Raw genomic sequence first — 23,445 nt, 5'->3', positions numbered from 1 at the left:
ACGCGCCGGTATCGATCCCACCCAAGCGCCCCAACACGCTGTCGGACCGATGAGTTTGCGCGACGCTGAGAGTCTCCACCTCAGTCGTTCAGCAACATTCCGCAAGGCAACGAAGGGATACGAACATGGCCGAGTACGCAGCCCCGTCCGGGGCGCCGATCTGGTTCGACCTGATGAGCAGCGACACGGCGAAGGCCGAGCAGTTCTACGGCGAGATCTTCGGCTGGGAGACGGAGGAACCGAACGAGGAATTCGGCGGCTACCGGAACTTCCTCAAGAACGGCAAACCGGTCGCCGGGCTCAGCCCCGCCATGGACGAGGCCGGGCCGCCGAACATCTGGTCGGTGTACCTGCACTCCGAGGACGCGAACGCCACCGTGAACGCCGTCGAATCCGCCGGGGGCAGCATCATGGTCCCGCCCATGCCGATCGGTGACGAGGGCACGATGATGGTCGCCACCGATCCGGCCGGAGCGGTCATCGGTTTCTGGCAGCCCAAGCAGCACAAGGGTTATTCGGAGTTCGGCGATCACGGCACCCCGTACTGGTTCGAATGCCAGTCCAAGGATTACGCCAAGTCACTCGACTTCTATCGCGCCGTGCTCGGCGCGCGTATCGAGGAGGTCGGCACCGGCGGTGACCCCGACGCCGTAGGTCCTGACCATTACGGCCAGATCTTCTACGGTGAGGAGTCCTACGCCGGGATCATGGACGCCTCCAAGCTGTTTCCCGAGGAGGTGCCGTCGTTCTGGCAGATCTACATCACCGTCGACGACGTGGCGGCGACGGTCAAGCAGGTCGAGTCCCTCGGCGGCGAGATCCTGATGCCCGGCGAGGACACCCCGTACGGGACGCTCGCGGCGATCAAGGACCCGATGGGCGCGCTGATCTGCCTCGGACATCCGCCGGCCGGGATGTGACACCACCGATCGGTAGAAGAAAAACGCGCGATATGCGTGTGTTGTCTACCGATCGTCCTCGGGCGGGTACTCGTCGGGGTCGTCGGACCCGACGTCGGTCGCCTGTTCGACGACGTCCGCGTCGTTGGCTTCCAGAGCGATGACCGGCCCCTCGGACTCGGCGGGAGCCTCGTCGTCGACGGGATCCGCCGGCATCGTCTGCTCGACGACGTCGGCGTCGTCCGCTTCCCCTCCGCTCCACGCTTGGGCGTCTGCCATGGCGACTCCTTCCGGTAGCTGGGCGCTCGGCACGGGCGTGCCTGGGCTCGATCTTCCGGTGGTGCGCTTCCGATCATCCTGACGTACCCCGCGAGCGTCAACATCCTCAGACCGGCAGTCGGAGGAGATCGCCGGAGACGATGCCGCGGGCGGTGCGGGCGGCGACCACGGCCCAGGCGGCCACCAGTACAGCAAAGCCGGTCACCGCCGCGACCTCGAAGACCGGCCGGCCCAGGGTGAGCGCCAACGCGGAGGAGCCGGTCACGTAGGTACCGACCGGGAACGTGAACGACCACCAGGTCATCGCGAACGGCATCCCGGCCCGCGCGGTGCGGAGGGTGAGCAGTGCGGCGACACCGATCCAGGCCGTGGCGATCACCCACACGACCAGCCCATAGGCGATTGCGAACTCGTGGATGGCACCCGCGACCGGTGCGGGCACCACGTGGAGTGCCGCATGGGCGAGCATGCACATCGCCGTGACCGACTGCCCGAGTGGGCCGAGCACGATCCACCAGGTCGGCACCATGTTCGTGGCACCGTGATCGCCCGTCCGGAAGCGCCGGACGAGAGCGACCAGGATGGGCGTCGCGGCGACCACCGCCAGACCGAACATCGCGCACCCGACCCCGAGAACCAGGTCCCGCGCCCACCCGGCACCGAGTTGCCCCGACAGGATCGCCGCGGCCGACGCCGACACCATCGGCGGCACTACCGGCATCAACCAGCCGCCGAACGCATCCTCGACGCGAGCGCGCCCGACGATCAGGTGCCGGTACGGGATGACCAGCGCGGTGACCACGCCGCCGAGTGTGCCGACGATCCAGCACACGACGTCGACGCCGAGGGCAACGTCTCGGCCGACGAGCCCGCCGCCGACCAGGAGAGTGCTGGTCCCCACGGTCATGATCGCCATCGGCACCGCACCGTAGAAGTGCGCGACGACGCGATGACCGTGGTGGCTGCGAGCGACGGCGGGGTCCGCCACCCAGTGGCCGATCGTGGTGACGGCCACGGCCACGAACACGAGGCAGGCCAGCAACCAGAACCCGACGGCTACGACGCTCAGGCCGGCCGGCTGCCAGGGCAGGCCGTGCGCGGCGATCGCGATGATCCCCGTGCCCATCACCGCCGCGAACCAGTTCGGCGGAAAGTAGGTGACACGGACGCGCACTCCGGGCCCGGTCCCGGGCAGGGAACCGGTCCGGGACGGGGTCGGGCGAACGGTCATCGTGGTCATGTCCACCACGATCGCGTGGATGCCGCGCCCCCGGTAGAGCCCGAATCGTTGGCAGGTCACAAACTGCGCTTGTAGCCGGGGTACCAACGCTGGTTGTACCCTCGGGCGATGGTCCTCAGTCCGCGGATGCCCGACCTCGCATCGTTGGAAACCCTGCAGTCGGTCGTCAGCACGGGCAGTCTCAATGCTGCGGCCGCCGAACTCGGTGTCACCCAGCAGGCGGTGTCGGCGCGTATCCGCGCGATGGAGACGCAGCTCGGCGTCGGACTGCTGACGCGAACGCCGCGCGGATCGGTACCGACCCAGTCCGGCCGGCTCGTCGCCGAGTGGGCCGACCGATTACTTACGCTGGCAGGCGAATTCGACGCCGGACTCTCCGCCCTACGGCTGGAACGACGAGATCGGCTGCGGCTGGCCGCGAGCCTCACCGTCGCGGAGCATCTCCTCCCCCGCTGGCTCGTCTCCTTCGCGGCCCAGCACGACCCCGCGCCGAAGGTGTCGTTCACCGCCGCCAACTCCGACCACGTCTGCACGCTGGTGCGCGACGGCGAGGTCGAACTCGGGTTCGTCGAGGGGCCTCGGGTGGCACCCGGGCTCCGGAGCCGGACGATCGCGCGTGACGAGCTGGTCGTCGTCGTGCCACCCGATCATCCGTGGACGCGCAGCCGCCGTCGGATCGGGGCCGCCGACCTCGCCGGTACCGCACTCGTGACCCGCGAAGAGGGCTCGGGCACTCGCGAGTTCTTCGAACGCGCCCTGACCCGGGCGCTCGGACCGTCCCGCGAGGTCACCGCACCGGTGCTGGAACTGTCGACCACGGCATCGGTGCGCGCCGCGGTCATCGCGGGGGCCGGACCCGCGGTGCTCAGCAACCTGTCGGTCGCCGACGATCTCGACCGACGGCTGGTCCGCATCCCGATCGACGACCTCGACCTCGGACGTCAGTTGCGGGCGGTGTGGTCGTCCGGTCCCCAGCCCGGTGCCGGTGCAGCGCGGGACTTCCTGGCCCACATCGGCCGCTCCTGAGCTCTGCTCAGACGCCGGCGTTCGCGTCCTGCTTCTTCTTCAACTCCAGCGCGATGTCGATGAGCTGGTCCTCCTGGCCGCCGACCAGTTTGCGCGCGCCGGCCTCGAGCAGGATCTCGGCGGCCGAGACGCCGTAGCGCTCGGCGTGGCCCTCTGCGTGCTTGAGGAACGAGCTGTAACAACCGGCGTAACCCATCATCATCGCCGGGCGGTCCACCAGGCATTCCGACGGCATGGCCGGTCGGACGACGTCCTGTGCGACGTCGGCGATCTTCATGAAGTCGACCCCGGTGGTGATCCCGAGCTTGTCGCACACACCGACGAAGGCCTCGGTGGGCGTGTTGCCCGCGCCGGCGCCGAAGCGTCGGATGGAGCCGTCGATCTGCTGGGCGCCCGCACGGATGGCGTTGACCGAGTTGGCGATCGCGATGTCGAGGTTCTCGTGTCCGTGGAACCCGACCTGGGCGTCGTTGCCGAGTTCGGCGACGAGCGCCTCGACGCGGACGGTGACGTCCTCGAGGACGAGCGCACCCGCGGAGTCGACGACGTAGACGCACTGACATCCGGCGTCGGCCATGATGCGAGCCTGCTTGGCGATGACCTCCGGCGGCTGGCTGTGGCTCATCATCAGGAAGCCGACGGTTTCGAGTCCGAGATCCCGTGCGAGACCGAAGTGCTGGATGGAGACGTCGGCCTCGGTGCAGTGGGTGGCGATGCGGCAGATCTGGCCGCCGTTGTCCTGCGCGGCGCGGATGTCGTCCTTGGTGCCCAGACCCGGCAGCATGAGGAAGGCGATCTTGGCCCGCTTCGCGGTCTCGGCCGCAGCTTTGATCAGCTGCTGCTCAGGGGTTTTGGAGAACCCGTAGTTGAACGACGAGCCGCCGAGGCCGTCGCCGTGGGTCACCTCGATGACCGGCACACCGGCCTCGTCGAGGCCACCGACGATCGCGCGCACCTCCTCTTCGGTGAACTGGTGCCGCTTGTGATGGCTGCCGTCCCGCAGAGACGAATCGGTGATGCGGATGTCGAGGGTGTCGGAGTACTTGCGCGCGTTCGCCATCAGCTTCGGGTCGCGCGGGGTGGTGACCACGTTGGTGCTCATGCGGGGACTCCCAGCTTCTTCTTTGCGAGTTCTTCGCCGACCTTGGTCGCGGCGGCGGTCATGATGTCCAGGTTGCCGGCGTAGGGCGGCAGGAAGTCGCCCGCACCCTCGACCTCCACGAAGATCGACACCCGCGCATAGCCGCCGTTCAGGACGCTCGGCGGGTCGAACTGCGGGTCCTGCAGCAGACGGTAGCCCGGCACGTACTGCTGGATCTCCTTCTCTCGCCGGTGGATCGATTCCGCGATGGCGTCGGTGTCGGCGTCTTCGGGGATGGCGCAGAAGATGGTGTCGCGCATGATCATCGGCGGGTCCGCCGGGTTGAGGATGATGATCGCCTTACCGCGCTGCGCGCCACCGATCGACTCGACGCCGGCGGAGGTGGTGCGGGTGAACTCGTCGATGTTGGCGCGCGTGCCCGGACCGGCCGAGACCGAGGCGACCGACGCGACGATCTCCGCGTACGGGACCGGCACGACCGACGAGACCGCGTGCACCATCGGGATGGTCGCCTGCCCGCCGCAGGTGATCATGTTGGTGTTCGGGGCGTCGAGGTGTTCACGCAGGTTGGCGGGCGGGACCACGGCGGGCCCGACCGCCGCCGGGGTGAGGTCCACCGCGGTGATACCGGCGGCCTCGTACTTCGGGGCGTACTCACGGTGCACGTAGGCCGAGGTGGCCTCGAAGATGAGATCGGGCTTGTCCTGCGACCCGAGGAGTTCGTCCGCACCACCGCTCATCGTGATGAGTCCGCGGTCGGCGGCGCGCTTCATGCCCTCCGAGTCCGGGTCGATGCCGACCATCCATCGGGGTTCGATGACCTCCGAACGCTCCAGCTTGTACATCAGATCGGTGCCGATGTTGCCCGATCCGATGATCGCCGCGGTCAGTTTTGCCGCCACGTGGACCCTCCTCTTGCTAGTGAAGTCTGTTGCATGTCAGGTGAAGTCGTGTCAGGTGAAATCCAGGGTGACCGAACCGAGGCCGGCGAATTCGGCCACGAAGTGGTCACCCGAGGAGATGTCGATCGCCCGCGTCGCCGTGCCGGGCAGGATCACGTCCCCCTTGCGGAGACGGACCCCGAAGCTGTCGACCTTGCGTGCCAGCCACGACACCGCATTGAGCGGATGGCCCAGCACCGCAGACGAATTGCCCTTCGCCACGATCTCCCCGTTACGATGCAGGACCGCGTCGATGTCCCCGGTGTCGATCTCGCCGATCGGGACACGTTGCTGTCCGAGAATCCAGCCGCACGACGACGCGTTGTCGGCGATGGTGTCGCACAGCGTGATCTTCCAGTCCTTGATGCGGGAGTCGATGAGCTCGATCGAGGGCACCACCCATTCGACCGCGGCGATGACGTCTTCGTTGGTGCACCCCTCGCCGGGCAGGTCCTCGCCGAGGATGAAGCCGACCTCCACCTCGACCCGGGGGAAGCACAGCTTCTTCGCGTCGATGGGGGTCTCCTCGAAGTACTGCATCTCGTCGAGGAGGTGTCCGTAGTCGGGCTCGTCGACGCCCATCATCTTCTGCATCGCCTCGGAAGCGAGGCCGACCTTGTGCCCGGCGACCCTGGCCCCGGCCTCGAGTCGCTTGCGGATGTTGATCAGCTGGATCTCGTAGGCGTCGACCACGTCGAGGTCGGGATGGGTGTCCGTGGGCCGGTCGATCGCGGTGGCCGACGTCTCCGCTTTCCACAGCTCAGCCGCGATCTGCTCGCGAACAGCCTGGTCAACCGCCATCGTGCCCTCACCTTCCCAATGTGAACGTGTTCTAGTTTAGAACACGTTGCACCATCGTGTCTGCGGCCTTCCAGTAGGCGATCGGGTCACCGTCAGATACTCAGGTACGCAGTTCACCGCAGCGACTCCGGCAAGTCAATGATTTTGGATCGCTTTTTGTATCCAATCGGCTACGCTGCCCTTCATGACGTCCGACACAGCCCTTAACGCGCAGCCTTCCGACGACGACGCACCCTCGATCCTCACGTCGTTCACCGACGGCGTCGCCCGGCTGACCCTGAACAACCCGCGCCGCAAGAACGCCATCACCCTCGACATGGCCGCGGCGATCGAGCAGTTCTGCGACCAGGTCGCCGCCGATGAGACCATCGGCGCGGTGGTCGTCGACGCCGCCGGCTCCTACTTCTGCAGCGGCGCCGACACCCGCATCCTCGCATCCGCATCGGCCGATCCCGCATCGCCGAAGTCGGTCGTGCAGTTGTCCGCGGTGTACAAGGCCTTTGTGCGTGTGGGGTCGCTGCCCGTACCCACCGTCGGCGTGGTGGTCGGCGGTGCGGTGGGCGCCGGCCTCAACCTGGCGCTGGCCGTCGACCTGCTCGTCGCCACCCCGGATGCCGTCCTCGACAGCGGTTTCCTCGCTCGCGGTATCCACCCGGGAGGCGGACACATCACACTGCTGAACCGGGCGGTGGGACGGGCAAACACCATCGCCCTGGCGGCGTGCGGTCAGTCACTCACCGGCGAGGAGGCCGTCGCACAGGGTCTGGCGTACGCGGCCGCCCCGATCGAGGACATCCCGGCGATCGTGGACGGTCTCACCGCACCCGCCGCGCGCGATCCCGAGCTGACCCGCCGCGTGATGTCCAGCGTCCGACTCGAACTCGGCCCGCCCGCGGTCACCTGGGACTCGGCGATCGAGATCGAGCGCGGCACCCAGATGTGGTCGATGGCCCGCAAGGGACAGAACTGGTCGTCCCGCGGGCCCGGCCGGTCATGACGGCACTGCACGACCCCCGCGGCTCGTCGACGGGCGTCGACGACGCCGCCCTGGTGGAATTGCGCACCGAGGTCCGCGAGTTCCTGCGCGACGAGATCGACCGCGGCGCATTCGCTCCCGACGTGGACAGCTGGATGACCGGCTTCGACCCGGCATTCAGTCGACGACTGGGTGAGCGGGGCTGGCTCGGTATGACCACGCCGACCGAGTACGGCGGCCGAGGACGCACTCCCGTCGAGCGATTCGTCATCACCGAGGAACTCCTCGCCCACGGCGCGCCGGTGGCCGCCCACTGGATCGCCGACCGGCAGATGGCGCCGGGCATCCTCGCGAACGGCACCGAAGAGCAGAAGCGCCGCTACCTTCCCGGGATCGCCTCGGGCTCGATCTATTTCGCGATCGGGATGTCCGAGCCGGATGCCGGTTCGGATCTCGCGAGCGTCCGCACCCGGGCACGAGACACCGGCGACACCTGGACCATCACCGGCACCAAGGTCTGGACCACCGGCGCCCACGTCTCCCACGCGATGGTTCTGCTCGCACGCACCGACGGCACCCCGGAAGATCGTCAACAGGGTCTGTCGCAGATCCTCGTCGACCTGTCCCATCCGGATATCGAGGTACGTCCGCTGCGGAGCATCGACGGCCAGGCCCACTTCAACGAAGTGGTCTTCCACGATGCCGTCGTGGACAAGTCGGCACTCCTCGGCCGACGCGGCAACGGGTGGCAACAGGTGATGAGCGAGTTGGCCTTCGAGCGGTCCGGTCCCGAGCGCTACCTCAGCACACTGCCACTGTTGCGGGCGTGGACTGATCATCTCCGCGAGACCGGGGCCACCGCCGAACAGCGCCGAACTCTCGGCACGCTCACCGCACAAGCCTGGGCGCTACGACGGATGTCCCTGCAGGTCGCTGCCGAGTTGTCGGCCGGCGGCAAGCCGGATGTGCTGGCCGCCATGGTCAAAGACCTCGGTTCGATCTTCGAGGGCGACCTCGTCGACGCGGTACGCGCGGCGTCGGGCATCGTCGCACGACGGAGCGGAGGCACCTCGCTGGAGCGTCTCCTCGGCCAAAGCGTGTTGCACACACCGGCTTTCACCCTACGGGGCGGAACCAACGAGATCCTCCGCGGCATCGTGGCGCGGGGAATGGGGATTCGATGAGCGAACTGGCCGCTGAACTGGTCGCGGCGACGACCTCGATACTGGACCGCATTCCGGTCGGCACCGAGACGCCGCCGACCGGCGTCGACACGGAACTGTGGACAGTCCTGGCGGACTCGGGTTTCGCGAGTCTCGATGTGCCCGACGCCGCCGGTGGAGAGGACGCCGATCTCGACGATGCACTCGCCGTGATGTCGACCGTGACCGCGGCCGGGGCGGTCACGCCGTTCGTCGAACATGCGCTCCTGGCCGCATGGCTCGCCGGCACGGTCGGACGGTCACTCGAGGGGACCACCGCGACAATCGCGGTCGCCGACGACGTCGAAACACGCATCGAGCGAGGTGTCGAGGGCGAGGAGCGATTGATTCTCAGCGGGGTCGCACGCGACGTCGTCCACGCCGCCTCCGCCGACTCCGTGGTCGTACTCGTACCCACCTCCGACGTTCCGCTCGTGGCGATCGTCGACCTGAGCGGCGCCGGAGTCCACGTCGAGGACGGCACGGACCTCCTGGGAGTGTCGCTCGGCGACCTCCGATTCGACGAGGCGGCGACCGTGTTCCACGCCGACTCACCGGTCGATGCCGCCGAGGTCCGTCAACGGGGCGCACTCGCGTACTCCGCAGCCCTGGCGGCGGCAGCAGGGGCGGTCCACGACCTGTCCGTGCGGTACGCCTCGGAACGCATCCAGTTCGGCCGGCCCCTCGTCAAGTTCCAGGCCATCCAGCAACGCCTCGCGGTGATGGCGGCCCGGACCACCATGATGGAGACCGCGGCACGGGTGGCCGCCGATGCGACATCGCACGATCCGGCCGGTGCCCGGGCCGCGGTGGCCGCGGCGAAGGTGGTGACGTCCGGATACGCCGACGAGGTGGCCGCGGCGGGACACCAGATCCACGGTGCCATCGGTTTCACCTCGGAGCACCGCCTCGGCCGGTCGACGACGGCGCTGTGGGCATGGCGCGACCGGCACGGGACCGAAGCCGAATGGGCCGATGTCCTGGCCGGACGGATACTCGACGACGGTGGCGATCCATGGGAGGTCATCACCGGGACCGAAGCGCCGCAGGCCGGGGAGACATCGCCGGAGAGTTCGCCGCGGAGCGTCCGATGAGTGCGGCGGATCTGGTGGGTGACCAGCTCCGTGACGAGGACGAGCGGGTGGAGCCACGAGCAGCATGGCGCGCCGCCGACGCGGCCGCCGACCACGGAATCCTCAGCGGCCTGCGGGTTCTCGACCTGAGTCGGGTCCTGGCCGGTCCCTACACAGCCCAGATCCTCGCCGACCACGGCGCCGAGGTGATCAAGGTCGAAGCGCCCGCGGGCGACGAGACCCGAGGCTGGGGACCACCGTTCGAGGACGAGGGCGCCACGAGCGCCTACTACCAGAGCCTCAACCACAGCAAGGAGAACATCTGCCTCGACCTTCGCACCGACGCCGGACGGGAGGTCCTCGGCGACCTCCTGGCAGGTGCTGACATCGTGATCGAGAACTTCAAGGCCGGCACGATGGCGCGGTGGGGTTTCGACTACGACACCGTTCTCGCCGACCGACATCCGCGGATGGTGTACTGCCGCATCACGGGTTTCGGCGTCGACGGTCCGATGGGCGGACTACCCGGATACGACGCGGTTCTCCAGTCGTTCGGCGGTCTGATGAGCGTGAACGGTTACCCCGACGGCGCGCCGCTGCGCGTGGGTATCCCCATCGTGGACATCGTCGCCGCCAACATGGCGGTGAGCGGCATACTCCTGGCGCTGTACGAGCGAGACCGGAGCGGTCGCGGGCAGCTGGTGGACATGACGCTGCTCGATTCGGTGATCTCCCTGTTGCATCCGCATGCCGCGAACTGGGTCTCCGGAGGTGCGATACCGCAGCGGACCGGCGATTTCCACCCGACCGTGGTGCCCTATCAGGTCTTCTCCGCTCGAGACGGTGACTTCTTCGTCAGTGCGGCCAACGACCGTCAATTCCGTTCGCTCGTCGGGGTCCTCGGGGTGCCCGAGCTCGCCGACGACCCGAGATTCGTGCACAACGGCGAGCGGTCGCGCCATCGAGTCGAACTGGCCGCCGTCCTGGGCGCGCGGATCGCGCAGTGGGACCGGGACGATCTCGCGGAACGGCTCGAGCGGGCGGGCGTCCCGGCGAGCCCGGTCAACGATGTCGCGGAGGCACTCACCTCGCCGCAAGTCCGCCATCGCGGCCTGTTCCTGGACACCGACGAGTATCGCGGTGTCGGCGTGCCGATCTCGTTGAGCAGGTCGGCTCACCGTTCTCCCCGTCCAGCGGTACGTCGGGGCGCGCACACCGAGGAAGTCCTCGCCGCGCTGGGTTACGGCCCGCGCCGGTTGGCCGAGCTCCGATCGTCCGGCGTGTTCGGCGACGGGTGAGGGGAGACATCATGGGACGCACGACGACCGCGTCATCCGGGCCGGCACCGTCACGATCGGTTACACGTGTCATCGCCGAGATCGAGCGGATGATCGCGACCGGAGAGCTGCTGCCGGGACAGCCGATCCGACAGGAGTGGATGGCCGAACGCCTGGGTGTGAGCCGGCTGCCGATCCGCGAAGCCCTGCGCGAACTGACTGCTCAGGGACTTGTGGGGCACCAGCACAATGCCGGATACACCGTCGTCCGGTTGGATCAGGGCGAGTTCGACCAGATCTATCTGATGCGTTCGGCATTGGAGCGCGAGGTCCTCACCCGGCTCCCCCGGTTCGACGCCGCTGCGCTCGACGAGGTACGCGCCATCGCGGTGCGGATCACCGAGGCCGCAGACCACGGCGACATCGTCTCGATGCGTACCGAGAACCAGAGCTTTCATTTCGCGATGTTCGAGCGTTCGGGGCTTCACCTGGTGGTCGCCGAACTGCGTCGCCTCTGGAAGCTCGCCATGCCCTATCATGCGGCGTATCTGTACGATCCGGCCGGACGGCAGCGCGTGTGCGGAGAACACGACGCGATGATCGACGCCCTGGCCGAGGGTGACAACACCCGCCTCGTCGAGCTGATGGACGAACACCGGCGCGGCGGCGAGGCCAACACGGGGATGATCCTGGGTGGAGGTCGGCCGTGACGTCATCATGGGATCCCGATCTGGCGGTCATCGTCGAACGGATGGCCGCCGCGGGTGCGAGGCCTGTTCGCGAGCAGGGTGTCGCCGGCATCCGGAAGAGTCTGGAATCGATCGTCCGCCCGCCCGGCCCGGACATGTCCTCGGTCACCGACGCCGTGGCCGACGACCTCGGTACCCCGGTCCCGGTGCGGATCTATCGTCCGCACACCGCACCGGATACCGGTGCGGCAGCGCTGGTCTGGTATCACGGCGGCGGGATGATCATGGGGTCGCTGAACTCCTTCGACCGCCTCGCCCGCGACCTGGCGGAGGCCACCGGCGCCGTCATCGTCAACGTGGACTACCGGCTCGCACCCGAACACACCTATCCCGCAGGCAACGACGACGCGTACACGGCGCTCGCGTGGACCCACCGGGTCGCAACCGACCTCGGCATCGACCCGGCGAAGATCGGTGTCGGCGGCGACAGCGCGGGAGGCGGGCTCGCCGCCGCGACCGCGTTGCGCAGCCGAGATGAGCGGGGCCCGGCCATTGCACAACAGGTCCTGTTCTACCCCGGCGTGGAACGACGCCGTGACCGGGCATCGATGCGCGAGTTCGGTGACAGCCCGTTCCTCACCGCCGAGGACATCGACTGGATGAAGAATCTCTACCTCGGCAGCGACGCTTCACTCGACGACGAATACGGGACACCTGCGCTCGCCGCCGACCTGTCCGGTCTCCCGTCCACGATCATCGCGGTCGGACACGGTGATCCGCTCCGCGATGGCATCGAAGAGTTCGGGGATCGTCTCCGAGAGGCCGGTGTGACCACCGCCCAGTTGCGCTATCCCGGTGTGGGACACGGGTTCGCGATGCAGGCCCCGTCGGTGGCGCGGGGTCGTGCGGCGCTCGCCGAAGTCGGGGCCCTGGTCGCCGCACGTTTCGCGCACCCGGTGCGGGACTGACCCCTCCGATCAGGTGCGTGCGGACGCCAAGAGCATCTTGATCGGGACGCTCTCGTCCGCGAACACTTCCGGGGGTGGACGATGGCCGCGGTTCAGTGCGGTACGCAACGTCATGAAATCGGCCGGTGAGTTGAGGCATTCCGCGGCGGCCAGTCGACCGTCGGAGAAGTACAACGACACCTGACGGTCAGGCCGCTTCGGATCGGTACGGTGCACGACTTCGCTGTGCCCGCCGGACAATCCGACGATCTGGAGCTTCTGCGCCCCCTGGTCGGACCAGAACCACGGGGCCGGTCGAACGGGTGGTTCGGTTCCGAGGAGGACTGCCGCCGCGGCGGTGGCCTGTTCGGTGGCATTGTCCACGGACTCGAGCCGATAGCGCCGCCCGCTCGCGGAAACGTGGACCGTGCAGTCCCCGATCGCGAGTGTCCATCCGTCGGAGGCCAGACAGTTGTCGTCGACGACTATTCCACCGTCGCACTCCAGTCCGAGCATCTCACCGAGCTCGGTCCGTGGCTCGGCACCGATCCCGACAATCACCGTCGCCGCGGGGACGACGCCACCGTCGTCGAGGCGAACGCCGCGGATGAAGTCCCGCCCGATGCCGTTGTCGCCGTCGTTGTCCATGCCGCCGTGGACGATCTCGACGGGTCGCCGGCCCAACAAGACGGATGTCCCCATCGATTCGTGCGCACGGAGAAGCGCTGACGCCGTGTGCTTCCCGACCGCTCGGGCCAGGAGACGGTCGGCCGTCTCGACGACCGTCACGTCGGTACCCGCGGCACGGAGACCGGCGGCGACCTCCAACCCGATGAAACCGCCGCCTATCACCACGGCCGGACCGGCCGTGGCCCGATCTCGAAGCAGATCGGCATCGTCGAGGTCGCGGAGGACGAGAACGTCGGGATGGTCCGCGCCCGGCAGCGTGAGGCGCCGCGCGCGGGCGCCCGTGGCGAGGACCAGTCGCTCGAACTGCTCACTCCGGCTGCTGTTCTCGTCCGACAGATCCACCATCACACCGTCACCGGTACGGCGCACCCCGGTGACGTGGGTTCCCCGATGCAGATCGATGCACTGATCGTCGAAGTACGACTCCGCACGAAGCGCCAGGGTCGCTGAGTCGACCGCTCCGTTGAGCAGTCCCTTCGAGAGCGGCGGCCGATGGTAGGGCACGTGTGGCTCGTCGGTGAACAATGCGATCCGGCCGGCAAAGCCGTTCGTGCGCAGCCGGTCTGCGAGATGTACTGCGGCATGCGAGGCTCCGACGACCGCGACGCTGTGTGGCGTCACCTCAGACCTGTTCGTCGGGGATGGTGACGTGGAGGTCGGTGTCGGCCAGGGTGAGCTGGCACGACAGGCGCGAGGTGTCCTCGCGGTCCGACGACGTGCAGTCGAGCATGTCGTCCTCGTCCTCGCTGATCTCGGGGAACAGCTGGGCTTCTTCGGGATCCAGGTAGACGTGGCACGTCGCGCACGACAGCGTGCCGCCGCACTGGCCGACGATCCCGCTGACCCCGTTCTTCACCGCGGTCGCCATCACCGAGTCTCCCGCCGTACCGTCGATCACCTTCACCGCCCCGTCGGGTTGTGTGTAGAACACCTTGGGCATGCGGACCTCCTACCAGCTGACCGGGAGGTCGACGATCGGCTGGGTCAGGTTGTCGTTGTTCATGAGCGGGTCGCCGGCGAGCTCCAGGTCGGGAAGTCGACGGAACAGCTCGGCGATGGCGACCTGCATCTCCATCCGGGCCAGCGGAGCGCCCAGGCAGTGGTGCATGCCGTAACTCAGTGTCAGGTGAGGGTTGGACTGCCGCCGGATGTCGAAGGTGTCGACATGTTCGATCGCCGACCCGTCGTGATTGGCCGACGCCGGGTCGCCCATGATCGCCTCACCCTTGCGGACGAGCTGGCCGTCGAGCTCGACGTCCTCGGTGGCCACGAAGGGCACCAGTCCGCTGGGCCCGCCGACTTTGCCGTTGAGTTCGAAACGCCCGTGCCGCAGGATCTCCTCCACCGCAGTGGGTGTCACCCCGTCGATGTCTTCGAGCAGCACCCGAAGCTGGTCGGTGTTGTGTAGAAGCGACAGGACCCCGGCACAGATGAAGTTCGCCGTGTTGTCGAAGCCGCCGATGATGAGAACCAGCGCGACGGAGAGGATCTCACCATCGGTGAGGGTGTCGTCCTTGTCCTGCGCGTTGGTGAGGTCGCTGAGCAGATCCTCGCGCGGATTCTTCCGGCGCTCCTCGATGAGCGCGAGCATGTACATGACCAGTTCGGTCATGTTGGCGGTGGCTTCCTCCTCGGGCATGTTCGCGACCGCGAGCGTCGCCGAGCTCCACTTCTGGAACTTAGGGCGGTCCTCCGGCGGGACGCCGATGAGGTTGGCCAGCATCTGGATCGGCAATGCCACCGCGTAGTCGTCGACCAGGTTGGTCGGCGCGCCCTTGGCGAGCATGTCGTCGATCAGCTTGTTGGCGAACTCGACCGCCGAGTCGCGCATCGCCTTGACACGTTTCGGCGAGATCGATTTCTGCACGAGTTTGCGCAGCTTAATGTGCTGCGGCGGGTCCTCGAATTGCAGTGTGGTCTTGAGGAAGTCGGGGAACTCCACGAAGTAGGGCACCACACGCTCACCGGTACGGAAGGGCTCGCGGACGAATCGCGGGTCGCCGAGCATCTCTCGTGCCACGGCGTTGCGATGGATGATCCAGGCCTCGCCGCCGTAGGGCATCGTGATCTTGGTCATCGGCCGGTCTTCGGCGATCGCCTGGTAGCGCAGGGCCGCCTCGGACGGGGACACCGGCGAGAACGGGTACACCGTGTAGGCCTCGTCCAGTTCGGCTGTGTCGGAGGTGGTTTCGGTACTCATGTCAGGACTCCAGGGCTGTGGGGACGTTCGGTGGCGGGTCAGACCGGCATCTGCGCCGGAGCCACGACCTGCGGGATCGCCTCCGGCGTGATCGACATGATCTGGTCCCACTGCTCGGCCACGGTCTCGACGGTGAGAGCCGGGTCGTGGATGCCGGTGGTGTTGACCAGCGCGAGCCGATTGACGATCCCGCCCGCGACGTTGAACACCTCGCCGGTGACCTCGCAGGACGGATGGACGAGAAACGCCGCGACAGGCGCGACGTGCTCCGGCCGGAGCTGAGTCCGCATGTACTCCATGATCTCCGGCGACAACGTGTCGGCGGCCGCTTCGGCCATGCGGGTACCCGCACCCGGTGCGATGGCGTTGACCTTCACGCCCGCCTCGAGGCCCTCGAGCGCGAGATTACGGGTCAGGCCGAACAGCGCGCCCTTCGAGCCGCCGTAGTGGGCCATCCCGGGGTTGCCGAGCATCGCCTGCGAGATCGTGTTGACCACGCGGGGTGCCGGCGACTCGAGCAGATGGGGCCACGCGGCACGGAGAAGGCGCATCGGACCCAGGAAGTGGACGTCGAGGTGTCGCTGGTACTCGGCGTCGGGCACCTCTCGGAAGGGCGCTGCCCGCACGATGCCCGCGTTGTTGATGACCGCGTCGATCCGACCGAAGTTCGAGATCGCGGCGTCGACAAGAGCCAGCGCGCCCTCGTCGGTGGTGATGTCGGAGGCGACCGCGACCGCCTTGCCGCCGGCGGAGGTGATCTCCGCGGCGACGTCGGCAGCCGGATCGCCCGACTCGACGCCGGAGCCGTCGGTGGTCGAGCCCAGGTCGCCGACCACGACCGATGCGCCGCGCGAAGCCAGGAGAAGGGCGTGTGCGCGGCCGATACCGCGGCCCGCGCCGGTCACGATCACGACGCGATCGGTGAAGTCGAGTGGTGCTGTCATGGTGTCGTCCTCGAATCGGTTCGAAACAGATGGGTGGTCGGGGCTCAGGGGCGCGTCTGGCCGCCGTGGTGCTTGACGTCGGCGACCCAGATCCCGCCGAGTGCTTCGCGCGCGGACTTCTCGAAGTCGAAGACCTCGTAACCGACCGTCATGTAGAGAGTGCTGCGATCGGGTCCGCCGAGCAGGCAGGCCGATGCGATGCCGCCTTCGAGCGGCATCGGCACCGCGTCCGTCAAGCCCTCTTCGGTGAACCTGGCCACGTATCCGCCACCGGGCATTGCCGCCCAGACCCCGCCCTCCTCGTCCAGGCCGATGCCGTCCGGCATGAACGGACAGGTGGCGAAATCTTGCGCGTTGGAGAGTGTTCCGTCGGCGGCACGGTCGATCACGGTGATCTTCTGCGCCATCACCTCGGCGACGAAGAGCTTCGAGCCGTCCGAACTGATCCCGATGCCGTTGCCGCAGTTCAGCTCCGGTATGCCGGCCGGGACGTGTGCAGTACCGTCGGGCTCCACGATGATCAGCGCCGAGGTGATCGGGGTCTCGCCGTGGAAGATGTCGAAGCCGAGCTGGGTGATGTAGGCACGACCATCGGCGTCGACGACCATGTCGTTGACGGCCTTGATCGCGAACTCGCCGACATCGGCGTAGACGGTGAGATCGTCGATCCCGTTGCCGCCGTGGACGAGAACCTTCTGCTCGTGCATCGAGTTGACGATCAGCCGACCGTCGGGCAGCCAACCGAACCCGCCGAGGGTGATGGGGGCATCGGTGTCCGCGGCGCGTCCGTTTGCGTCGACGACCACGGTCGCATTGCCGTCGGCGTCCAGGGTCTTGAGCGTCCCGGTGTACATGTCCGAGAACCACAGTGCTCCGTCGTGCCAGCGCGGACATTCCGGCCAGGAGAACCCGGACGCGATCTTGCGGGCCTCGAATGTGGGTGCGTCCGCGGCGGCTACGGCCGCTGCGACGGTGTCGACAGGAGTGGTCATCGGTGAACCTTCCGAAGCGTGAGAGGCTGAGTTGTGTTGTGCGACAACGGGGAAGACGGCCCAGAATGGTCGTGAGCTGGATCACAGGGCCGCGTACAGAGGTACGTTAAGTGCTCGGCGGCCGAGTGGTCGGGACCTTCCCATTCAGTGGACCCCCACCTGAACGGTCAGCCGGGGACGGTCTCCGGGTACACCGCGGCAAACCACGCCCGCTGCTCCGCGTCGAAGGTTCCCAGCTCCATCGCACGACGCCCCCACGCCTTGATGAGGTCGAGGAAGGTCGTCACGTCGTAGACGTCCCGCTGCTGGGAGAACTTCCCGTCACCGGCGTAGTCGAGGACGCTGATGTGCGGCGCCGCGAATCGGCTCCCGTCACCGGGATCGCTCATCACGTTGTCGAGGCGGGCGACGATGGTCCCGTTGGTCTCGTCGATGACATGCCAGTGCTCGGGAAAGCTCTCGGTGTGCGAGCCCGGGAACTGCGCCAGGCTGGGTTCGGCCCACGCCCAGATCCCTTCCTTGCCCTTCAGCTCACCCGCCATCTGCTCGTGATAGACGACGTCATCGGTGAACAGGTCGAGAAAGTCCCGCCAGCTCCCCTCCCCCGACCCGGCGCGGTTGATGGTGATGAACCACCGCTGGTATGCCTCTTCGAGTTCCTGCCTGGACCATGTGTTGTGTGCCATGCCGGCACGCTAGGCCCGGCCGCCGCGGTAGGAATGGGACCGCTTCCGCTCAGCGGGAGGTCGGAGCGATCCCGGGCCACCCTGAGCGCGACGCTACTCCCATCCAGCGGAAAGCCGGTCGTCATGACCGTGCAGGTCAGCGCCTCGTCCTGACGGTTTCGCGGGAATGAGGCGACTGACCCTGGCGGCACGTTTCTGTAACGTGTTCTAATTCAGGTAGAACACGTTACAGCTGCGCGCACGAAGGGGACCCCATGGCCGGCTCGTCCGATCAACCACAGACCAGCACCGAACCCGAGACCTATGACGTCATCGTCGTCGGCGCCGGTGGTGCCGGTCTGGCCGCCGCGATCACCGCGGCCCGCAAGGGCCTCAAGACCGTCCTGATCGAGAAGTCGCCCTACTGGGGAGGTTCGACCTCCCGGTCCGGCGGCGGCGTGTGGATCCCCAACAACTCGGTGCTGAAGCGCGACGGCGTCAGCGATACGCCGGAGAAGGCCCGCGAGTACGTGCACGCGATCATCGGCGAGCACGCCCCGGCCGACCGCATCGACGCCTACATCGATCGCGGACCCGAGGCCCTCGACTTCCTGCTGGAGCACGCACCCCTCGACCTCGAGTGGGTGAAGAACTACTCGGACTACTACCCCGAGGCGCCGGGCGGTCGTCTCGGCGGCCGGTCGATCGAGCCGCGGCCGTTCGACGCGCGCCGCCTCGGGGACGACCTCAAGACGCTGCACCCGCAGTACACCAAGGCCCCGCTCAACATGGTCGTGCTGCAGTCCGACTACCGCTGGCTCAACACCGGTCTCCGCCACTGGCGTGGGCCGCTGCGCATGGCGAAGGTCGGCAGCCGGTTCTTCTGGGCCCGCAGCCGCGGCAAGAAGCTGATCGCGATGGGCGCGGCACTGGCCGCCGAGCTGCTCATCGGCGTGCGCGAGGCCGGGGTCCCGGTCCGCCTCAACACCGGCCTCGTCGACCTCATCACCGCCGACGACCGGGTCGTCGGCGTGATCGCGGAGTCCGAGGGCAAGCAGTTCGAGATCCACGCGCGCCAGGGCGTGATCCTCGCCTGCGGCGGCTTCGAGCACAACGAGGAGATGCGCAAGAAGTACCAGCGCGAACCGATCGGTTCCGACTGGACCACCGGTGCACCCAGCAACACCGGCGACGGCATCAACGCCGGGCTCAAGATCGGCGCCGCGGTCTCCCTCATGGACGACGCCTGGTGGGGTCCGACGATCCCGCTGCCGCGCGGACCGTGGTTCGCGCTGTCCGAGCGGTCGGTCCCCGGCACCTTCATCGTGAACTTGCGCGGCAAGCGCTACATGAACGAGTCACTCCCGTATGTCGAAGCGGTGCACCAGATGTACGGCGGCGAGTTCGGTCACGGCGAGGGTCCGGGCGAGAACGTGCCGTCGTGGCTGATCTTCGATCAGCGCTGCCGTAACCGCTACCTCTTCGCCGGAATCAATGCGCGACAGCCGCTCCCGAAGAAGTGGTATGAGTCGGGCGTGGTCGTGAAGGCGGACAGCATCTCTGCACTCGCGGAGAAGATCGGCGTTCCCGCCGAGTCGCTCGTCGCCACCACCGAGCGATTCAACGGCTTCGCCCGCGCCGGCGTCGACGAGGATTTCGGCCGTGGCGCAAGCGGTTACGACCACTACTACGGTGACATCACCAACAAGCCCAACCCGAGCCTCGGCGAGGTCAGCAAGGGCCCGTTCTACGCGGTCAAGATGGTCCCCGGCGACCTCGGCACCAAGGGCGGCATCAACGCCGACGCCGCGGGTCGCGCGCTTCGCGCCGACGGATCGGTCATCGAGGGCCTGTACGCCGCGGGCAACACCAGTGCACCGGTGATGGGCCACACCTACGCCGGTCCCGGCGCCACCATCGGCCCGGCGATCGTCTTCGGCTACCTCGCTGCCGCCGACATCGCCGCCAAGGCGTCGGCCACCACCCCGACGTCCCAGACAGGAGCCTGAACCATGCCGATCGATCCCACCGTCGCCGTCGGAGCGGAACTGCCCGAGGTCTCGTTCGAGTGGTCGGCATCGGATGTCGCGCTCTATCACCTCGCGGTGGGTGCCGCGGCCGACCCGATGGACACCGAGTCGCTGAGCTACGTTCATGATTCGGCGCCCAAGGTCCTGCCGACCTTCGCGACCGTCGCCGCGGGTTTCCACACCACCGAGCCGCCGAAGGTCTCCTTCCCCGGCGTCGACATCGACCTCGCCAAGGTCGTTCACGGAAGCCAGAAGATCACCGCTCATCGTCCGCTGCCGGCGGCCGGCAAGGCGACCACCCGGACCCGCATCGCCGAGGTCCAGGACAAGGGATCGGCCGCCGTCATCGTCCAGGAGTCGGTGACCACCGACGACGCCGGTCAGACGCTGTGGACCGCACGGTCGTCGATCTTCGCCAAGGGCGAGGGCGGCTTCGGCGGTGAGCGCGGCACGTCGGAGAAGGTCGAGTACCCCGACCGCGAACCCGATCACCGGCTCCGCATCCCGACGCTGCCCAACCAGGCGCTGCTCTACCGGCTGTGCGGCGACCGCAACCCGCTGCACTCCGATCCCGAGTTCGCCTCGCGCGCAGGCTTTCCGCGCCCGATTCTGCACGGGCTGTGCACCTACGGCACGGTCGCCCGCGCCATCACCGACGAACTGCTCGACGGAGACGTCGCCGCCGTCGCGGAGTTCTCGGCATCTTTCGCCGGCGTGGTCTTCCCCGGCGAGACCCTCGAGGTCGCGGTCTGGGACGACGGCGCCCGTTTCCTGGCCACCGCGAGTGTCATCGAACGGGAGGGCGCGAAGGCCCTCGCCAATGTGGTGTGCGCGCGTAACTGAGTCGCCGGCCCGTCAGCGGCGGCCAGTACGCTCTACACGCGGACCGGGAACGACCGGTCCGCGTGAACCACGTCGCATATTCACAAGGAGACCGCATGAGCGATTCGCTGACGCCCCTACTTGCCGACAACCGCAGCGCACTGGTGACCGACCTGGTCGGTGTCATCGATGCCGAGGTGGCCGACCAGTCGGGTCTGAGCGGCGCCGCTGTGAAGACCGCCTACTCGGCGGTCCAGAAGGTGAAGCCCGGCGTGGTGCGCAGCGCCACGGATCAGCTGGCGGAGGACTTCCTGACGGCCCTCGCGCCGTTGTGGGATTCGAAGCCTGCGGGTGTCGCCTTCGGCGATCACCTCTCGGCCAACGGCGACGCCGCTGCCGAGGCCCTGCTGGCGGTCACCGACGCACAGGCCGATTCGGCCAAGCCCGGATTGGCGAAGGCCTACAACTCGCTGCGCGGGAAGGCCAAGAACCATGTGGTCGCGGCACTGCCGCGACTCGGCACTGCCATCGAGAAGCACGCCGGGTAGTCACCCGGTCACGCGTCGTCGGCGGTCACACCGCCGACGACGCGATGACCACGAGGGTCACGATGACGCCGATGAGCGCCGCGAGCATCGACAGCACCCGCCAGATGTGGAGGCGTGCAGGCGAGACGTCGCTACTGTTCGGAGAAGCGATCGGGGCCGCGCCGGTACTGGGACCTGCAGTGGCGGACGCGACGGGGTTTGACGCGATGTGGGGTGAGGCCATGACCTTTCACCACTTTCGATTGTCCGGGGCCAACTTCGACCGTTACGGCCTCTGGTACTGCAGTGATAAATGTGTCACAAGTTACCCACGTTGCGGTGGTAGCCCCCACGCGTGTCGCGATAACGAAACCGCAACGCGACGGACGGCAACCCTGCGATCCTACGAGTCACACACCGAAATCGGGGACGGAAGATGAAATTGCCGAACGGCTTCCGGATGGATGCGCGCTCCGCGTGGCTCGTCCTCGTCGCCTGCTTGTCCGTGAGCATGGTCGTCGCCGCCATGGCGGCACTCAACACGGCACTGCCCGACATCGCCGTCGACACCGGCGCCGACGCCGGCCAGATGACGTGGATCGTCGACGGTTACACGCTCGCTCTCGCCGCGCTCTTGCTGCCGGCCGGCGCGATCGGTGACCGGTTCGGACGACGCGAGGTCCTCATCGTCGGGCTGGTGTTCTTCGGTATCGCATCGCTCGCCGCGATCTGGGTGAACGGCCCGGAGCAGCTGATCCTCACGCGCTGCCTCGCCGGCGCCGCCGCCGCGCTGATCATGCCGACGACGTTGTCGCTCATCACCTCCGGGATGCCCGACGGCCAGCGGGCGGTCGGGATCAGCATCTGGTCGGCCATCGCCGGCGGCGGTGCGATCGCCGGTTTCCTCGTCACCGGCCTCCTGCTCGAGTTCTTCTCCTGGCATTCGATCTTCATCACCTTCGCCGCGTCGTCGGCCGTGTCGGCGCTGCTCTGCTTCACCATCGGGACGTCGAAGGACACCGACCCGGGCCGCTTCGACATCCCGGGCACGCTGTGCTCGGTGCTGGCGATCGCGGGTGTGGTCTTCGGGCTCCTGGAGGCGCCGCACCGCGGGTGGGACGATCTGCTCGTCCTGGGCTGTCTGATCGGCGGCATCCTGCTCGCCGTGTTGTTCGTGGTCGTCGAACTGCGTTCGGCCTCACCGCTCTTCGACGTACGACTGCTCCGCAACCGGGCGTTCGGATCGGGTTCGCTGTCGGTGGCGGTGCAGTTCCTCGCCTCGTTCGGCATGTTCTACCTCGTCCTGCAGCTGTTGCAGCTGGTCTTCGGCTACTCGCCACTGCAGTCCGCCGTCGCGCTGATGCCGTTCGTCGCCGGCGTGGGCGTCTTCTCGCTGCTGTCGAATTGGCTCGCGGTGCGGTTGGATTCACTCAAATTCGTGATCGCCGGCGGTGCGCTGCTGTCGGGGATCGGCCTGACACTGCTGGGCCTGATCCGGGTGGACGACTACTGGACCCTGGCCTGGATTCTGGCGGTCATCGCCATCGGCATCGGCCTCGCCTCCGCCCCGGCCACCACCGCGATCATGTCCAACACCCCGCTCGACAACCAGGGCGTCGGTTCGGCGATCAACGACACCGCCCGCGAGATCGGGGCGGCCATCGGCATCGCGATCGCCGGCTCCATGGTGGCCGCCGGCTACAAGGCACGGATCGGAGAGACCGCAGACCTCGCCCGGGAGCAGCTCACCGCCGCCGGACAACAGCAGATAGCCGCGGGTGACCCGACCGGCGGTCAGGCCACCATCGCCCAGGCCGAACAGGCCGGCACGCTCATCGAGCGGTCCCTCGCCGAGGCGAGGGTCGTGGTCGACAATCTGTCCGCGCAGTCCGGCGAGCTCGCCGACAAGATCGCCCAGGGCAGCCAGGCCGCCTTCGACGTGCCGTTCGAGCAGGCGTCGCTGATCCTGGGCGGCATCATGCTCGCCAGCACCGTCGTCTTGTTGTGGATCACTCCCCGCCGCGTCGTCGAAGGTCCGGTCATCACGAGCCGAACCGGTGACCTCGAGGCCGATCCCGACCTCGACGACACCTACGCCAACGACTGACGCGTAACCTGTCTGC

The 23,445-nt window shown here is 67.7% G+C and carries 24 protein-coding genes; 12 read left to right on the top strand and 12 right to left on the bottom strand.

Annotation, left to right across the window (positions count from 1 at the left end; genetic code table 11):
- The first annotated feature begins 125 nt into the window (after positions 1-125).
- Complete coding sequence (locus GKZ92_RS03945; protein ID WP_035751861.1) at positions 126-920, top strand: VOC family protein; 795 nt, start codon at positions 126-128, stop codon at positions 918-920.
- 45 nt (positions 921-965) lie between these two features.
- On the opposite strand, the gene GKZ92_RS03940 is transcribed toward GKZ92_RS03945, so the two are convergent.
- Both GKZ92_RS03940 and GKZ92_RS03935 read right to left on the bottom strand, forming a co-directional pair.
- On the bottom strand, positions 966-1,178 hold the full coding sequence (locus GKZ92_RS03940) for a hypothetical protein (RefSeq protein ID WP_035751864.1): 213 nt from the start codon (positions 1,176-1,178) through the stop codon (positions 966-968).
- A 106-nt stretch (positions 1,179-1,284) separates the two neighbouring features.
- Entirely contained in the window at positions 1,285-2,478 is a 1,194-nt protein-coding gene (locus tag GKZ92_RS03935; RefSeq protein WP_006358441.1) for a TDT family transporter, read from the bottom strand.
- A gap of 48 nt (positions 2,479-2,526) precedes the next feature.
- Here GKZ92_RS03935 and GKZ92_RS03930 point away from each other — a divergent pair, with 48 nt between their 5' ends.
- Positions 2,527-3,444, top strand: coding sequence for a LysR family transcriptional regulator (locus tag GKZ92_RS03930; RefSeq protein ID WP_081724793.1), 918 nt, complete (start codon positions 2,527-2,529; stop codon positions 3,442-3,444).
- A 7-nt stretch (positions 3,445-3,451) separates the two neighbouring features.
- Here GKZ92_RS03930 and dmpG read toward each other — a convergent pair whose 3' ends face one another.
- Genes dmpG through GKZ92_RS03915 form a run of 3 tightly spaced genes read right to left on the bottom strand, consistent with a single transcriptional unit; the run spans position 3,452 to position 6,288 of the window.
- Entirely contained in the window at positions 3,452-4,546 is a 1,095-nt protein-coding gene (gene dmpG, locus GKZ92_RS03925) for a 4-hydroxy-2-oxovalerate aldolase (protein ID WP_035751867.1), read from the bottom strand.
- Positions 4,543-5,448 carry an acetaldehyde dehydrogenase (acetylating) gene (locus GKZ92_RS03920; RefSeq protein WP_006358438.1) on the bottom strand — a complete coding sequence of 302 codons (906 nt, stop codon included), beginning with the start codon at positions 5,446-5,448 and terminating at the stop codon, positions 4,543-4,545. The genes dmpG and GKZ92_RS03920 overlap by 4 nt, the downstream gene beginning before the upstream one ends.
- A gap of 51 nt (positions 5,449-5,499) precedes the next feature.
- Entirely contained in the window at positions 5,500-6,288 is a 789-nt protein-coding gene (locus tag GKZ92_RS03915; protein WP_035751870.1) for a 2-keto-4-pentenoate hydratase, read from the bottom strand.
- A gap of 184 nt (positions 6,289-6,472) precedes the next feature.
- Here GKZ92_RS03915 and GKZ92_RS03910 point away from each other — a divergent pair, with 184 nt between their 5' ends.
- The 6 genes from GKZ92_RS03910 to GKZ92_RS03885 are packed head-to-tail and all read left to right on the top strand — an operon-like array spanning position 6,473 to position 12,473.
- Positions 6,473-7,285 (top strand): enoyl-CoA hydratase-related protein, encoded by an 813-nt coding sequence (locus GKZ92_RS03910; RefSeq protein WP_035751874.1) that lies wholly within the window; start codon positions 6,473-6,475, stop codon positions 7,283-7,285.
- Positions 7,282-8,448 carry an acyl-CoA dehydrogenase family protein gene (locus tag GKZ92_RS03905; protein ID WP_035751877.1) on the top strand — a complete coding sequence of 389 codons (1,167 nt, stop codon included), beginning with the start codon at positions 7,282-7,284 and terminating at the stop codon, positions 8,446-8,448. The genes GKZ92_RS03910 and GKZ92_RS03905 overlap by 4 nt, the downstream gene beginning before the upstream one ends.
- A complete protein-coding gene (locus GKZ92_RS03900) occupies positions 8,445-9,560 on the top strand; it encodes an acyl-CoA dehydrogenase family protein (protein WP_035751880.1) in 1,116 nt (371 codons plus the stop codon). Before GKZ92_RS03905 ends, GKZ92_RS03900 begins: the two co-directional genes overlap by 4 nt.
- Positions 9,557-10,837: a CaiB/BaiF CoA transferase family protein gene (locus GKZ92_RS03895; RefSeq protein ID WP_035752089.1), complete on the top strand. Its 1,281-nt coding sequence runs from the start codon at positions 9,557-9,559 to the stop codon at positions 10,835-10,837. Before GKZ92_RS03900 ends, GKZ92_RS03895 begins: the two co-directional genes overlap by 4 nt.
- A gap of 11 nt (positions 10,838-10,848) precedes the next feature.
- A complete protein-coding gene (locus tag GKZ92_RS03890; protein ID WP_035751883.1) occupies positions 10,849-11,526 on the top strand; it encodes a GntR family transcriptional regulator in 678 nt (225 codons plus the stop codon).
- Positions 11,523-12,473 (top strand): alpha/beta hydrolase, encoded by a 951-nt coding sequence (locus tag GKZ92_RS03885; protein ID WP_035751887.1) that lies wholly within the window; start codon positions 11,523-11,525, stop codon positions 12,471-12,473. The genes GKZ92_RS03890 and GKZ92_RS03885 overlap by 4 nt, the downstream gene beginning before the upstream one ends.
- Before the next feature lie 9 nt (positions 12,474-12,482).
- Here GKZ92_RS03885 and GKZ92_RS03880 read toward each other — a convergent pair whose 3' ends face one another.
- The 6 genes from GKZ92_RS03880 to GKZ92_RS03855 all read right to left on the bottom strand — a co-directional run bounded on the left by GKZ92_RS03880 (position 12,483) and on the right by GKZ92_RS03855 (position 17,964).
- Positions 12,483-13,763 (bottom strand): NAD(P)/FAD-dependent oxidoreductase, encoded by a 1,281-nt coding sequence (locus GKZ92_RS03880; protein ID WP_035751889.1) that lies wholly within the window; start codon positions 13,761-13,763, stop codon positions 12,483-12,485.
- Between the two features lies 1 nt (position 13,764).
- On the bottom strand, positions 13,765-14,082 hold the full coding sequence (locus GKZ92_RS03875) for a 2Fe-2S iron-sulfur cluster-binding protein (protein ID WP_035751892.1): 318 nt from the start codon (positions 14,080-14,082) through the stop codon (positions 13,765-13,767).
- Between the two features lie 9 nt (positions 14,083-14,091).
- A complete protein-coding gene (locus GKZ92_RS03870) occupies positions 14,092-15,342 on the bottom strand; it encodes a cytochrome P450 (RefSeq protein ID WP_035751895.1) in 1,251 nt (416 codons plus the stop codon).
- Between the two features lie 38 nt (positions 15,343-15,380).
- Positions 15,381-16,286, bottom strand: a complete 906-nt coding sequence (locus GKZ92_RS03865; protein ID WP_035751898.1) for an SDR family NAD(P)-dependent oxidoreductase — start codon at positions 16,284-16,286, stop codon at positions 15,381-15,383.
- 44 nt (positions 16,287-16,330) lie between these two features.
- Positions 16,331-17,278 (bottom strand): SMP-30/gluconolactonase/LRE family protein, encoded by a 948-nt coding sequence (locus GKZ92_RS03860; RefSeq protein WP_035751900.1) that lies wholly within the window; start codon positions 17,276-17,278, stop codon positions 16,331-16,333.
- 167 nt (positions 17,279-17,445) lie between these two features.
- The gene (locus tag GKZ92_RS03855; protein WP_035751902.1) at positions 17,446-17,964 is read right to left on the bottom strand and encodes a nuclear transport factor 2 family protein; all 519 of its coding nucleotides are present in this window, start codon (positions 17,962-17,964) and stop codon (positions 17,446-17,448) included.
- A 254-nt stretch (positions 17,965-18,218) separates the two neighbouring features.
- Here GKZ92_RS03855 and kstD point away from each other — a divergent pair, with 254 nt between their 5' ends.
- The 3 genes from kstD to GKZ92_RS03840 all read left to right on the top strand — a co-directional run bounded on the left by kstD (position 18,219) and on the right by GKZ92_RS03840 (position 21,343).
- Entirely contained in the window at positions 18,219-19,952 is a 1,734-nt protein-coding gene (gene kstD / locus GKZ92_RS03850) for a 3-oxosteroid 1-dehydrogenase (protein WP_035751903.1), read from the top strand.
- A gap of 3 nt (positions 19,953-19,955) precedes the next feature.
- The gene (locus tag GKZ92_RS03845; protein WP_155225011.1) at positions 19,956-20,816 is read left to right on the top strand and encodes a MaoC/PaaZ C-terminal domain-containing protein; all 861 of its coding nucleotides are present in this window, start codon (positions 19,956-19,958) and stop codon (positions 20,814-20,816) included.
- Positions 20,817-20,911: 95 nt separating this feature from the next.
- On the top strand, positions 20,912-21,343 hold the full coding sequence (locus GKZ92_RS03840) for a DUF6918 family protein (RefSeq protein WP_035751907.1): 432 nt from the start codon (positions 20,912-20,914) through the stop codon (positions 21,341-21,343).
- A 25-nt stretch (positions 21,344-21,368) separates the two neighbouring features.
- Here GKZ92_RS03840 and GKZ92_RS03835 read toward each other — a convergent pair whose 3' ends face one another.
- A complete protein-coding gene (locus tag GKZ92_RS03835) occupies positions 21,369-21,566 on the bottom strand; it encodes a hypothetical protein (protein WP_035751909.1) in 198 nt (65 codons plus the stop codon).
- Positions 21,567-21,758: 192 nt separating this feature from the next.
- On the opposite strand from GKZ92_RS03835, the gene GKZ92_RS03830 reads away from it, so the two are divergent.
- Positions 21,759-23,429, top strand: coding sequence for an MFS transporter (locus GKZ92_RS03830; protein ID WP_035751911.1), 1,671 nt, complete (start codon positions 21,759-21,761; stop codon positions 23,427-23,429).
- Positions 23,430-23,445 lie beyond the last annotated feature (16 nt).

Source organism: Gordonia sp. 135 (assembly GCF_009720185.1).
Taxonomy (GTDB): Bacteria; Actinomycetota; Actinomycetes; order Mycobacteriales; family Mycobacteriaceae; genus Gordonia; species Gordonia alkanivorans.
The sequence above is the reverse complement of the archived record's forward strand: the minus strand, read 5'-3'. Positions and strand labels throughout refer to the sequence as shown.